Below are 12,507 nucleotides of genomic sequence, written 5' to 3'. Positions count from 1 at the left end.
CCGACGTCGTGCCGATCTCGTTCGCCTTCGGTGCCGCCGATCAGATCCCTTCGATCTTCCAGGGTGCGTACAACAGCTACTACGTGAACTCCGATGGCAAGTGGGCACTCGACGAGGCCCGCGCGACGAAGGCCATGCAGACCATCGGCGACATCGCCGCGCTCGGCACTGCCAACGCCGCATCGCTGAGCATCGACGAAGCCAACGAGAACTTCCTCGCGGGCAAGGCTGCCATGCTGATCGTCTGGCCGAGTTTCGTGCGCGGCGCTCTCAACGACGAATCACGCTCCACGCTGGGCGACGCCTGGGCTCAGGTTCCGTTCCCCGGCCCGGGCACCCCGGCGCTGTCGACGTGGTCGCTGTCGGTGTCGAAGCTGTCGAAGAACAAGGACCTCGCCTGGTCGTGGATCGAGGACTTCCTGACCCCCGAGCACGCCACCGAGTGGATGTTCACGTACGGCATCGGCTCGCCGTTCCAGTCGACCTACGAAGACCCCGAGCTGCTGAAGACGCACGCCAATGACCTGCCCATCCAGGCACAGAACCTGGCGAAGGCGCTTCCGCTGCCGCTCACGCTCAAGTCGTTCGATCCGTTCATGCGCCCGATGAGCGAGTTCGTCTCGGGCAAGGGCACGGCCGCTGACGCGGTCGCCGCCATCAACCAGGGCTGGGCGGGACTCGAAGTTCCCAAGGCGCTGATCACCACCGGCAAGGCGAACGGGTTCGTCCAGAAGTGAGTACCCAACTCGTGACGACGGGGAGGTCGCGCCGCCGCGCGGCCTCCCCGCTCACCACCCGTCCTGACCGATTCTTCTTGTGGGTGTGTCTCGCGCCCGCCCTGCTGGCCGTTATCGCGCTGCAGGTCTACCCCCTGGCGAATGCCAGCCTGCTGTCGTTCCGTGAGTGGTCACTGACCAACTCCACCGAACCCGGCGACTTCATCGGGTGGGCCAACTACGCCAAGGTGCTCGCCGACCCCGTGTTCTGGGGCGCTGCGCGCACCAGCTTGATCATCACCGTGTGCGGTGTGGCATTGCAGCTGGTGTTCGGCACCGGGCTCGCCGCCCTGCTGCGCAAGGGGCGTGCTCTGCACCGCACGGCACGCGCCATCTTGCTGTTGCCGATGGTGATCGCCCCCGTCGCGGCAGCCAACATCTGGCGCCTCATGTTCAACTCGCGCAGCGGCTCGGTCAACGCGATGCTCGCCTCGGTGGGTGTCACCGGCCCCGAATGGCTTGCCGATCCGTTCTGGTCGATCGTCGCGATCATTGTCGTCGACACGTGGCAGTGGACTCCCTTCGTCATGCTGGTCGTCAGCTCGGCGATGCTCTCCATTCCTCAGGAGCTCGTCGAAGCGGCAAGCGTCGACGGCGCCGGGCGCTGGCGCGCCTTCCGCAGCGTGGAACTGCCGATGCTCACCGGGGCGTTCGCGCTCGTGGTGACCTTCCGTTCGCTCGACTCGCTACTGCAGCTCGACACCGTTTACACGCTCACGCAGGGTGGACCGGGCTACTCGAGCTACACGCTCACCTACTACCTGTACGCGCTCGGCCTGCGCAACTTCGAGATCAGCTCGTCGGCTGCCGGTTCCTGGCTGTTCATGATCATTGTCGCTGTGATCATCGTGATGATGTTCCGGCTTGACCGGGCATCGAGGGAGGTCTCCTCGTGAACAAGCGCATCGTCGGTGCGATGATGACGGCACTGATCGTGATCGTCGTGATCGTGTGGTCTTTCCCGTTCTTCGAGCTCATCTCGGCGAGCTTCAAGAGCCCGGCAGACTTCTTCTCGTCATCGTTCTTGCCCGAGCATCCCACGACCGAGAATTTCGCCGAGATCTTCTCTGACCCCAAGACCGGGGTCATGCTGCGCAACTCTCTGATCATCGTGACGATCACCACCATCGTCTCGGTACTGCTCGGAACCCTCAGCGGGTACGCGTTGGCTCGCCTGGGGCTTCGCCCCTGGGTGATCGGCGCCGTGATCTTCGTGCTGCTGTTCTTCCGCTTCTACCCGCGCATCGCCATGGTGATTCCGTTCTTCGTGATGATGCGTGACTGGGGCCTGTTCGACACCCCGTTCGCGGTCGTGCTCGGTCATCTGTCGATCACGATCCCGTTCGCCACCTGGCTCATGCTCATTGCATTCCGCGGTCTGCCGAACGAGATCGACGAAGCCGGAGCGATCGATGGGGCGACTCTGCCTCAGCGATTCCTGCACCTGACTCTGCCGATGGTGGGCAGCAGCATGGCCACCGCGGGTGTGCTCACGGCGGTGCTCAGCTGGAACGAGTTCCTGATCGCGCAGTCCCTGACCCGTTCGAACAACCCGGTGCTCAGCACCGGTGTGGCATCGTTCATCACCGACGCCGGGGTGAAGTACGGCTCGATGGCCGCGCTGAGCCTGATCATCTGTCTGCCGATCGTCATCTTCGCCCTGCTCATGCAGCGCCACTACGTCGCCGGTATGACCATGGGTGCGGTGAAGGGATGAAGCCGAGACCAGCAGTCGCCCCGCCGCTGCGGCAGGGGTTGGCGGAGCTTGCCGGGATCGTTCCGACCGACGTGGCGTCGCCGGCGGAGGTCGCGGAGTACCGCCGCATCGCCGCGCAGCGAGGAACGACCGCGGATGCTGTGGCGCACAGCCGCGGACTCAGCTGGTCGGAGCCGGCGGAGGGCATCACGCTCTTCCTCGGCGAAGAGGCGCCGGTGCTGCGGGTGGTGTTCCTGCACGGCGGCGGGCTCATCGCCGGCGACCGCTTCGACGGCGTCGACGTGCTGGCGCGCCACTGCGCGGCCCTTCGACTCGACGTGTGGACCTGCGAGTACCCGCTGTCGCCGGATGCGACGTTCGATGCGATGGTGGCGCGAGTCGTGGAAGCGGTCGTGGCGGCCGCGAAGGACGGTCTGCCGATCGTGCTCGCCGGCCAGAGCGCCGGTGGCGGAGTCGCCGCGGCGGCCGCCTTGGAATGCCGAGATCGTGGCATCGACCTCGCCGGTCTCATGCTGGTGTGCCCGATGCTCGACGACATCGACACGGCATCCGCCGGGCAGTTCGAGGGAGACCCGTCGTGGAGCTCGTCGTCGAACAGGACGGCCTGGGCGATGGCGCTGGAGGGCTCTGTCATCGCAGCGCCCGGCCGGCGACAGGACCTCGCCGGCCTGCCGCCGGTCTATCTGGACGCGGGATCGGCGGAGGTGTTCCGCGATTCGATCACGGGCTTCGCAGCCTCGCTGTGGGCGTGCGGGATCAGCGCTGAGCTGCACGTGTGGTCCGGCGGATTCCACGGGTTCGATTGCGTCGTGGAGGATGCCGTGGTCTCGAAGGAATCCCACCGCGCCCGCCGGGAGTGGCTGCGTCGTGTTCGGAACGGCGAGGTGTGAGACGAAGGTGACCGTGTACGAACGTGACGAGATTCTCGCCGCTCTCGACGGAAGGCTGGTGGTGTCCTGCCAGGCCTACCCGGGTGAGCCGATGCGCGACGCGAACACGATGGCGCAGATCGCTCGCGCGGCTGTGCAGGGCGGGGCGGCCGGTATTCGCCTGCAGGGCATCGATGATCTTCGTGCCGCGAGCGACCTGACCGTGCCCGTGATCGGGCTGTGGAAGGACGGGGTCGACGGCGTGTTCATCACCCCGACCCTTCGCCACGCGCTCGCCGTCGCCGAAGCCGGGGCCGATGTGGTCGCCCTGGACGGCACCCGACGCCCGCGCCCCGACGGGCTGAGCCTGGCCGAGACGGTGGCGCGGCTTCGCGACGAGCATCCGACCGTACGGGTGATGGCGGACTGCGGTTCGCTCGCAGATGCGCGTGCGGCCGAGGAAGCGGGCGCCGACATCCTCGGCACCACGCTCTCGGGCTACACGGGGGAGCGACCGCGCACTCCGGGGGTGGATCTTGAGTTGATCGCGAGCATTGCTGCGGCCTGCAATGCTCCTGTGATGGCTGAGGGGCGGATCCACACGCCTCAGGATGTCGCCGCGGCGCGTGCCGCGGGCGCCTTCGCCGTGTGCGTTGGCACCGCGATCACCCACCCGACGACGATCACCTCCTGGTTTGCGCAGGCGCTCACCGCGCCCGCGGCAGCCAGGCCTCCACGAGCAGACCGCCCTCGGGGCGGGCGGTGAGGCGCAGCAGCGCGCCGTGCGCGCGGACGATGCTCTGCGCGATGGCCAGTCCGAGGCCCAGGCCGCGCTGCTCGCCTGGGGCGTCGAGCGGCTGCGTGTCCGTGCGCCGCGTGCGACCCGCGCCGCGCTGGAAGGGCTCCGCGAGCGTCGCGAGCAGGGCATCCGGGATGCGCGGACCCGTGTTCGCGACCGCCAGCAGCACCGAGGACTCGGTCGTCGAGATCCGCAGCCCGATGCGCCCGTTCTCGGGGATGTTGTGCACGATCGCGTTGTGCAGCAGGTTCGTGATCAGCTGCTGCAGCAGGGTCGGCGAGCCGATCACGAACCCGGGGTCGGAGGCCGACTCGATCACGATCCCGCGGCGCTCGGCCAGCGGCAGCAGCGTCTCCACCGCCTCCTCGGCGAGCAGCGACAGGTCCACCCGCTCGCGATCGAACGCCTGGCCGTCGGCGCGTGCGAGCAGCAGCAGCGCCTCGGTCAGATCGATCGCATGCCCGTTCACCTGATGCAGCCGGGCGAGCACGGCATCCGCATCCCGATCAGGGTCCGCCTGCGCCACCTCCAGCTGGGTGCGCATGATCGCCAGCGGCGTGCGCAGCTCGTGCGAGGCGTTGGCTGCGAACCGCTGCTGCTCGGCCACCTGCGCCTCGATGCGGTCGAGCATCATGTCGAAGACGTCGGCCAGGTCGCGGAACTCGTCGCCCCTGCCCTCCAGGGCGACCCGGCGCGACAGGTCGCCCTGCGCGGCGAGGCGGGCGACCTCCCCGATGCGCTCGAGCGGTGCCAGCATCCGCCCCGCCACGAACCACCCGACTGCGAAACCGATTCCGGTCAGGGCGATGAGCACACCCGCCGAAACAGGCACGAGGAAGTCCAGCAGGAACTGCCGGTACTGCGAGGGGATCGCCGCGTGCAGCATTTCGTCGAGCACGGGGAAGTAGCTGCGCAGCAGCATCATCACCCATCCTGCGCCGACGATCAGCGCCCCCGCCAGCAGGAACGCCCCGGCGTAGCTGAACGTGAGCTTCATCCGCGCGCTGACACCGCGCCGGCGGGACTCGGTCACCGTCATCCCTCCGTGTCGATCCGGTAGCCGACGCCAGGAACGGTCGCGATCACCCAGGGCTCGCCGAGCCGCTTGCGCAGCGCCGAGACCGTGATCCGAACGGCGTTGGTGAACGGGTCGGCGTTCTCGTCCCAGACGCGCTCCAGCAGCTCCTCCGCGCTCACAACGCCGCCCTCGGCGCCCACGAGCACCTCCAGCACCGCGAACTGCTTGCGGGTGAGCGCCACGTACCTGCCGTCGCGGAAGACCTCGCGCCGGAACGGGTCCAGACGCAGGCCCGCGATCTCGCGCACGGGCGGCCTCGCGTGCACGCGGCGGCGGTCCAGCGCCCGCAGCCGCATGACCAGCTCTCGCAGCTCGAACGGCTTGGTGAGGTAGTCGTCGGCGCCCAGCTCGAAGCCGGACGCCTTGTCGTCGAGACGATCCGCCGCGGTCAGCATCATGATCGGGATGCCGCTGCCGGACGCCACGATCCACGCAGCCACCTCGTCGCCGGAGGGCCCGGGGATGTCCCGATCGAGCACCGCCAGGTCGTAGGAGTTGATGCTCAGCAGCTCCAGCGCGGTGTCGCCGTCGCCGGCGATGTCGGCGGCGATCGCCTCGAGACGAAGCCCGTCGCGGATGGCCTCCGCGAGATAGGGCTCGTCCTCGACGATCAGCACGCGCATGTGAAGGATCCTACGCACCGGCGCATATCGGGAACATATCGAAAAGCGCATACGTCCTCGCAACGGGCGCGCGCGTGGACTGGTCAGCATGAACTCATCTGCCGCCGATGCCCGGCGCAACCGACGGGCCGCCGCTCTTTTCGCCGTCATCCAGACCTTCGCGCTCGCCGCAGCCGGGCCGGACTTCGACACCGCCCGGGCGACGGATGCCTGGAGCCTGCTCCTGCAGCTGACGGTCAGCCCGACCAATCTCTGGTACCTGCTCGCGCTGGCGCTGTACCTGCTCGTGGGCAGGGTCACTCGTCGCATCCCCGCGGCCGTGCTGCTTGCTCTCGGCTTCGTCGTCTCGGCGGTCACGGCGGCCGGGATGCTGCCCGACAGCGGCAACCTCTGGCAGGTCGTGCAGAACGTCGTCTTCTTCCTGGCGGGCCTGCGCCTGCCGGGGCTGGTGCGCCGCTTCGCCGCGCGCGCGAGCTGGGCGACCGCCGCAGGGCTCGGCGTGCTCTACACCGCATCCCTGGTGATCGTGTCGCTGCTGGGTGCGCGACAGTGGTTCGGCGTGTGGACACTGCTGTCGGCGCTCGCCGTGTTCGCGGGCATCAGCGCGTGCGCCCTGATCGACAGGTGGGAGCCGCTCGCGGCGCCGCTGCGCTGGATCGGGCGGCGGACCCTGCCGATCTACGTGATCCACATGATCCCGCTGGCACTGCTGGATCGGATGCTGCGGGGCGTGGAGCCCTGGGTGTACCGCGGGCCCGTGTTCGCGATGATCGAGCCGCTGCTGATCACCGCGCTGGTGATCGCCGCGAGCCTCGGCGCGCACGCGCTGCTGCGGCGGGTGCGCGGGGAGGCGCTGTTCGATCCGCTGCTGCTGGGTCGGTTCGGCCGGAGGGCGGCGCGCGTCTGAAGGACGGATGACGTTCTGAAGGAGGCTGGGCGCGCGGACGTCCTTCAGAACCGCGAATGTCCTTCAGAGGCGGCGCGTCACAGCCGGTCGACGCCCGTGACGCGGATCACGGCTTCGCCGGCCTCGTCGGATGCCGCCAGGTCGACGGTCGCGGAGATGCCCCAGTCGTGATCCCCGGCGGGGTCGTCCAGGATCTGCCGCACGGTCCACTGCTCCGCGCCCTGCTCGATGAGCAGGAGGGCGGCCCCGCGGGCATCCGCTCCGGTGAGGATCTCGTCGTGCTCGGCGAAGTACGCGTCGAGGGCGTCGGACCAGCCGTCGAACGCGGGGTCCAGGGCATCCAGCGACTCGAGGTCCTCGCGAGCGGCGAGCTGCACGCGCCGGAACAGCTCGTTGCGCACCAGGATGCGGAAGGCGCGCACGTTCGCGGTGAGCCGCTTGGGCGCGGGCGGGACGACCGGCCCTTCCGCATGGTCGACCAGCACGCCGCTGACCAGCTCCTGCCACTCGTCCAGCAGGCTCGAGTCGACCTGGCGCACCAGCTCGCCGAGCCACTCGATCAGATCCCGCAGCTCCTCGGTCTTCAGATGCTCGGGGATCGTCTGAGATGCCGCGCGATAGGCGTCCGAGAGGTAGCGCAGCACCACGCCCTCCGACCGCGCCGTCTTGTAGAAGGCGACGTACTCCCCGAACGACATGGCCCGCTCGTACATGTCGCGCACCACAGACTTGGGGTGCAGCTCGAAGTCGCGGATCCATGGCTGCGCGGCGCTGAAGGTCTGGAAGGCGGCGGCGAGCAGCTCCTCGAGCGGCTTGGGCCACGTGATCTGCTCGAGCAGCTCCATGCGCTCGTCGTACTCGATGCCCTCGGCCTTCATCGCGGCGACGGCCTCGCCCCGTGCGATGAACTCCTGCTGCGAGAGGATCGCGCGTGGGTCGTCGAGGGTCGACTCGACGATCGAGATCATGTCCAGGGCGAAGGTCGCCGAGCCCGGGTCGAGCAGCTCGAACGCCGCGAGGGCGAAGGGCGACAGCGGCTGGTTGAGGGCGAAGTTCGGCTGCAGGTCCACCGTGAGCCTGACTCCCTCCGGACCGTTCTCCACCACGCCCGACTCGAGCAGCGTCCGGTAGATCCCGAGCGCTCTCAGGGCGAGGAGGCGCTGCTTCGCCCTGGGCTCGTGATTGTCGTATACCAGCGCGCGCATATTGCCGAACACGTCGCCGCCGCGCGCGATGACGTTGAGCATCATGGCGCTGGTGAGCTGCATGTGCGAGGTGAGCGTCTCGGGCTCGGAGGAGATCAGCTTCTGGAACGACGGCTCGCCCCAGGACACGAAACCGTCCGGCGCCTTCTTGCGGATGATCTTGCGCTTCTTCTTCGGGTCGTCGCCGGCCTTGCGGATCGCCGCGAGGTTCTCGGTCTCGTGTTCCGGGGCCTGCGCCACGACCGTGCCCGCCGTGTCGAAGCCGGCGCGGCCGGCGCGCCCTGCGATCTGGTGGAACTCGCGGGCGTTCAGCTGCCGCATCCGCTGGCCGTCGAACTTGGTCAGCGCGGTGAGCAGCACGGTGCGGATGGGCACGTTGATGCCGACGCCGAGCGTGTCGGTGCCGCAGATCACCCGCAGCATCCCGCGTTGGGCGAGCTGCTCGACCAGACGCCGGTACTTCGGCAGCATCCCGGCGTGGTGCACGCCGATGCCGAGCCGCAGCAGGCGCGAGAGCGTCCTGCCGAACGCTGTGGTGAACCGGAACCCGCCGATGAGGTCGGCTATCGCATCGCGCTGTTCGCGCGTGGCGACCTTCGCGCTGGCGAGCGCCTGCGCGCGCTCCATCGCCGCGGCCTGCGAGAAGTGCACGATGTAGACCGGGGCGCGGTCCGTGTGCAGCAGGTCCTCGATGGTCTCGTGGATCGGCGTCGTCTCGTAGAAGAAGTGCAGTGGAACGGGCCGCTCCACGCCCGTGACCACGGCCGTCTCCCGTCCGGTGCGCCGTGTCAGATCGGATGCCAGCTCCGTGACGTCGCCGAGGGTCGCGGACATGAGCACGAACTGCGCCTGAGGGAGCGTGAGCAGCGGCACCTGCCATGCCCAGCCCCGGTCGGGGTCGCCGTAGAAGTGGAACTCGTCCATCACGACCTGGCCGACGTCGGCATCCGCACCCTCGCGCAGCGCGAGGTTCGCGAGGATCTCGGCCGTGCAGCAGACGATCGGGGCGTCGGCGTTCACCGCCGAGTCGCCGGTGACCATGCCGACGTTCGCGGCTCCGAACACGTCGACCAGGCTGAAGAACTTCTCGCTGACGAGCGCCTTGATCGGCGCCGTGTAATAGGTGCGGCGCCCCTCGGCCAGCGCGGCGAAGTGGGCGCCGATCGCGACCAGCGACTTCCCCGTGCCCGTGGGCGTGGACAGGATCAGGTTCTGACCCGAGACGATCTCGATGACCGCCTCGTCCTGCGCGGGATAGAGGCTGATGCCGGTTGACTCCGCCCACTCCACGAACGCCAGGTAGACGGCATCCGCGTCGGCGCCGTTGACGGTCGTGGGATCGAGGAGGGTCACCCCTCGATCCTTTCACGCGGGCATCCGCCACAACTCCGGAAGGACGACGGCGGGCGGGGCCGAAACCCGGTCTGCGGAGCGGTTCCGGCGCGTTTCTCCGGAGTTGTGGCGCGCTCCCGGTCGCCGTAGGCGAGCACACCGCGCGTCGGCGGCGGGTTCACCATGTTGCGATATGATGAATCCGTCATACCGACCGCAAGGAGGAGAGCGGATGCTGAGCGACCCGACCCGTCCGCTGTACGAGGTGAAGGCCGGCCTGTTCAAGGGGCTCGCGCACCCGATCCGCATCCGCATCCTCGAGGTGCTGTCGGCATCCCCCGAGGCGTCGGTGTCGGAGCTGCTCGATGACATCGGCCTCGAGGCGTCGCACGTCTCGCAGCACCTCGCCGTGCTGCGGCGGAACCGGCTGGTCGTCTCCGAGCGGCGCGGCAGCCTGGTCTACTACCGGCTCGCCTATCCCGAGGTCGCCGACCTGCTCCGCGTCGCCCGCACCCTGCTCGGGGAGATCCTGCAGACCACCCAGCAGCAGCTCGTCGAGCACGACGGACTCCCCGAGATCCCGGTGCGGGCGTGACCCAGCACGGGCTCCGGGGCCTGCTCCCGTCCCGCGTCGACTACGCTGCGCTGCCGCGCACCTGGCGCGGCGATCTGCTCGCCGGCATCACGGTCGGCATCGTCGCGCTCCCGCTGGCCCTCGCCTTCGGCGTGAGCTCGGGCGCCGGGGCGGAGAGCGGCCTGGTCACCGCGATCATCGCGGGCGTCGTCGCCGCCGTCTTCGGCGGCTCGAACGTGCAGGTCTCCGGTCCGACGGGCGCGATGGTCGTGGTGCTCGCACCCATCATGGCCGCCCAGGGCACCGGGGCCCTGGCGCTGATCTGCCTGCTCGCCGGCGTCATGGTCCTGCTGGCCGGCGTCCTGCGCCTGGGCCGCACGATCAGCTACATCCCCTGGCCGGTGATCGAGGGGTTCACCCTCGGCATCGCGATCATCATCTTCCTGCAGCAGGTGCCGACCGCCACCGGCACGGCGCCGGGGGAGAGCACGAACGCCGCCGTCGCGGCCGTGCAGTCGCTGCTGACGGCGTCCTGGCCGAAGCTCGGCTGGTCGCTGCTGCTCGTCGCGATCGTCGTGGTGATCATGCTGGTGTCGCTCAGGCTCGCCCCGAAGTTCCCCGGCTCGCTGCTCGCGATCGTCGTCGCCGGGCTCCTCGCCGCACTGCTCGGCCTGCCCGTGGAGATGATCGGCGAGCTCCCTCCGGGGCTGCCTGCGCCGACGCTGCCCGTCAGCGAGCCGGGTGCCGCCCTCGGCCTCGTGGGGCCGGCCCTCGCCGTCGCTGCGCTCGCCGCGATCGAGTCGCTGCTGGCCGCCCGCGTCGCCGCGAGCATCTCCGACACCGGCCCCTACGACGCCGACCGCGAGCTGGTCGGTCAGGGTCTGGCATCCATCGCCGCCGGGCTCTTCGGCGGGATGCCGGCCACCGGCGCCATCGCCCGCACCGCGGTCAGCATCCGTGCCGGCGCGCGCACCCGCCTCGCCGCCGTCGTGCACGGGCTGCTCCTGCTCGCGGTGGTGCTGGTCGGGGCATCCGTCGTCTCGCACATCCCGCTCGCCGCGCTCGCGGGAGTGCTGATGGTCACGTCCTGCCGCATGATCGCGCCCTCGACCGTGCGGGCAGTGCTGGGATCGACCAGAGCGGATGCCGTGGTCTTCATCGTCACGGCGATCGTGACGGTGAGCGTCGACCTGATCTACGCCGTGCTGATCGGCCTGCTCGCCGCCGGGTTCTTCGCCCTGCGGCAGCTGGCGAAGGCCAGCGGCGTGCACCGCGAGGAGCTGCCCGGTGCCGCGCAGCCCGGCGACGAGCGGATCGCGCTGTTCCGCCTGGAGGGCGCCCTGTTCTTTGGTGCGGCCGAGCGGATGCTGGAGCGCGTCACCGCGCTGCGCGACATCGAGGTGGTGATCATCCGGATGTCACAGCTGCAGTTCCTCGACGCCACGGGTGCGCAGGTCATCACCGACATGACCGTGTCGCTGGAGCGCCGTGGCATCACGGTGCTGGTCAAGGGCATCCAGCCGCAGCATCTGAAGCTCGCGGAGCGGGTCGGCGTGCTGCGCTCGCTGCGCCATCAAAACCACCTCTTCGACGACCTGGACGCCGCCGTCGCGCATGCCAGGAGCCACGTGGCGCGGGCGTCGGCCTGAGTCGCAGCGCGTCCGTGAGCGGGTCGCCGGAGCTGCGGTCGACGCACGCGCACGGCCACAACTCCGGAGAATCCGCGTCGAAATGGTCCGAACCCGGCCTGTGGCGCCGACTCCAGTCTGATTCTCCGGAGTTGTGGAGTCCGCCAGCCCGTGACGGGAGCTCAGGCGTATCCGAACTGCTTGCGGGTGAGGGCGTCGAATGCGCGGTCGGGCAGGATCGTCGACAGCGCGACGGCGACGCCTGCGCCCGGGCCGATCCGGTAGCGGGTCTTCGGGCGTGCGGTGAGCGCGGCCTTCGCAATCAGCTCGGCGACGGCCTCGGGGCTGGACATCTGCTTCGCCAGGGCCGGGCTGGAGAAGTACCGGCGCATCGCCGCGGCCATGCTCGCGTAGGGGCCGCTCGCAGATGCGTGCTCCAGGCGGTCCATCGCCGTGTCGTGCCAGTCGGTCGCGACGTAGCTCGGCTGCACCAGCGTGACGTCGATGCCGAACTGCGCGACCTCGCCGCGCAGCGAGTCGGACAGCGCTTCGAGCGCGAACTTGGAGGCGTGATACCAGCCGCCCAGCGGTGCGGCGAACTCGCCGGCGAGCGAGGAGACGTTCACGATCCGGCCGCTTCCGGCCTGACGCATGCCGGGCAGCACGGCCTGGATCAGCCCGATGGCGCCGAGCACGTTGACCTCGAGCTGCGCGCGGGCGTCGGAAAGGGAGGTCTCCTCGACGCTGCCGAACTCGCCGTAGCCGGCGCAGTTGATCAGCACGTCGATCGGGCCGGTGGCGGATGCCGCGGCTGCGGCGTCGCGGATCGAGGTCTCGGCGCTGAGGTCGAGCGCCACCGGGATCACGCCCTCGATCCGGGCGATCGCCTCCGTACTGCGTGCGGCGCCGTGGACGGTGTGCCCCTGCGCCGCGAGGATGCCGGCGGCGCGCGCGCCGATACCCGACGATGCGCCGGTGATGAGGATGTTCGCCATGCCC

At 69.5% G+C, this 12,507-nt stretch carries 12 protein-coding genes; 8 read left to right on the top strand and 4 right to left on the bottom strand.

The genetic code is table 11. From position 1 onward, the window contains the following. From BGN97_RS06720 to BGN97_RS06700, 5 genes are all read left to right on the top strand, one after another. A partial coding sequence (locus BGN97_RS06720) for an extracellular solute-binding protein (RefSeq protein WP_292699173.1) occupies positions 1 to 737 on the top strand: 737 nt, incomplete at its 5' end. Then, a complete protein-coding gene (locus BGN97_RS06715) occupies positions 734 to 1,672 on the top strand; it encodes a sugar ABC transporter permease (protein WP_292699169.1) in 939 nt (312 codons plus the stop codon). The genes BGN97_RS06720 and BGN97_RS06715, both read left to right, overlap by 4 nt. Then, positions 1,669 to 2,493, top strand: coding sequence for a carbohydrate ABC transporter permease (locus BGN97_RS06710; protein ID WP_292699167.1), 825 nt, complete (start codon positions 1,669 to 1,671; stop codon positions 2,491 to 2,493). Before BGN97_RS06715 ends, BGN97_RS06710 begins: the two co-directional genes overlap by 4 nt. Then, the gene (locus BGN97_RS06705; RefSeq protein WP_292699164.1) at positions 2,490 to 3,383 is read left to right on the top strand and encodes an alpha/beta hydrolase; all 894 of its coding nucleotides are present in this window, start codon (positions 2,490 to 2,492) and stop codon (positions 3,381 to 3,383) included. The genes BGN97_RS06710 and BGN97_RS06705 overlap by 4 nt, the downstream gene beginning before the upstream one ends. Positions 3,384 to 3,396: 13 nt before the next feature. Continuing rightward, the gene (locus BGN97_RS06700) at positions 3,397 to 4,128 is read left to right on the top strand and encodes an N-acetylmannosamine-6-phosphate 2-epimerase (protein WP_292699220.1); all 732 of its coding nucleotides are present in this window, start codon (positions 3,397 to 3,399) and stop codon (positions 4,126 to 4,128) included. Here the strand turns inward: BGN97_RS06700 and BGN97_RS06695 are convergent. Beyond that, entirely contained in the window at positions 4,070 to 5,194 is a 1,125-nt protein-coding gene (locus BGN97_RS06695; RefSeq protein ID WP_292699161.1) for a HAMP domain-containing sensor histidine kinase, read from the bottom strand. The two genes, BGN97_RS06700 and BGN97_RS06695, sit on opposite strands and share 59 nt — an antisense overlap. Before the next feature lie 2 nt (positions 5,195 to 5,196). Continuing rightward, entirely contained in the window at positions 5,197 to 5,862 is a 666-nt protein-coding gene (locus tag BGN97_RS06690; RefSeq protein WP_292699159.1) for a response regulator transcription factor, read from the bottom strand. A gap of 88 nt (positions 5,863 to 5,950) precedes the next feature. Between BGN97_RS06690 and BGN97_RS06685 the strand changes: the two genes are divergently transcribed. Then, positions 5,951 to 6,769, top strand: a complete 819-nt coding sequence (locus tag BGN97_RS06685; RefSeq protein WP_292699156.1) for an acyltransferase family protein — start codon at positions 5,951 to 5,953, stop codon at positions 6,767 to 6,769. 77 nt (positions 6,770 to 6,846) lie between these two features. Here BGN97_RS06685 and BGN97_RS06680 read toward each other — a convergent pair whose 3' ends face one another. Then, on the bottom strand, positions 6,847 to 9,327 hold the full coding sequence (locus BGN97_RS06680) for a DEAD/DEAH box helicase (protein WP_292699153.1): 2,481 nt from the start codon (positions 9,325 to 9,327) through the stop codon (positions 6,847 to 6,849). Between the two features lie 211 nt (positions 9,328 to 9,538). Here BGN97_RS06680 and BGN97_RS06675 point away from each other — a divergent pair, with 211 nt between their 5' ends. Continuing rightward, on the top strand, positions 9,539 to 9,901 hold the full coding sequence (locus BGN97_RS06675; protein ID WP_292699150.1) for a metalloregulator ArsR/SmtB family transcription factor: 363 nt from the start codon (positions 9,539 to 9,541) through the stop codon (positions 9,899 to 9,901). Next, entirely contained in the window at positions 9,898 to 11,529 is a 1,632-nt protein-coding gene (locus BGN97_RS06670) for a SulP family inorganic anion transporter (RefSeq protein WP_292699147.1), read from the top strand. Before BGN97_RS06675 ends, BGN97_RS06670 begins: the two co-directional genes overlap by 4 nt. A 161-nt stretch (positions 11,530 to 11,690) precedes the next feature. Here the strand turns inward: BGN97_RS06670 and BGN97_RS06665 are convergent, their stop codons facing one another. After that, positions 11,691 to 12,503 (bottom strand): SDR family NAD(P)-dependent oxidoreductase, encoded by an 813-nt coding sequence (locus BGN97_RS06665; protein ID WP_292699144.1) that lies wholly within the window; start codon positions 12,501 to 12,503, stop codon positions 11,691 to 11,693. Positions 12,504 to 12,507: the final 4 nt, after the last annotated feature.

The organism is Microbacterium sp. 69-10 (assembly GCF_001897945.1).
Lineage (GTDB): Bacteria > Actinomycetota > Actinomycetes > Actinomycetales > Microbacteriaceae > Microbacterium.
This window is presented reverse-complemented; position numbering and strand designations above follow the sequence as displayed.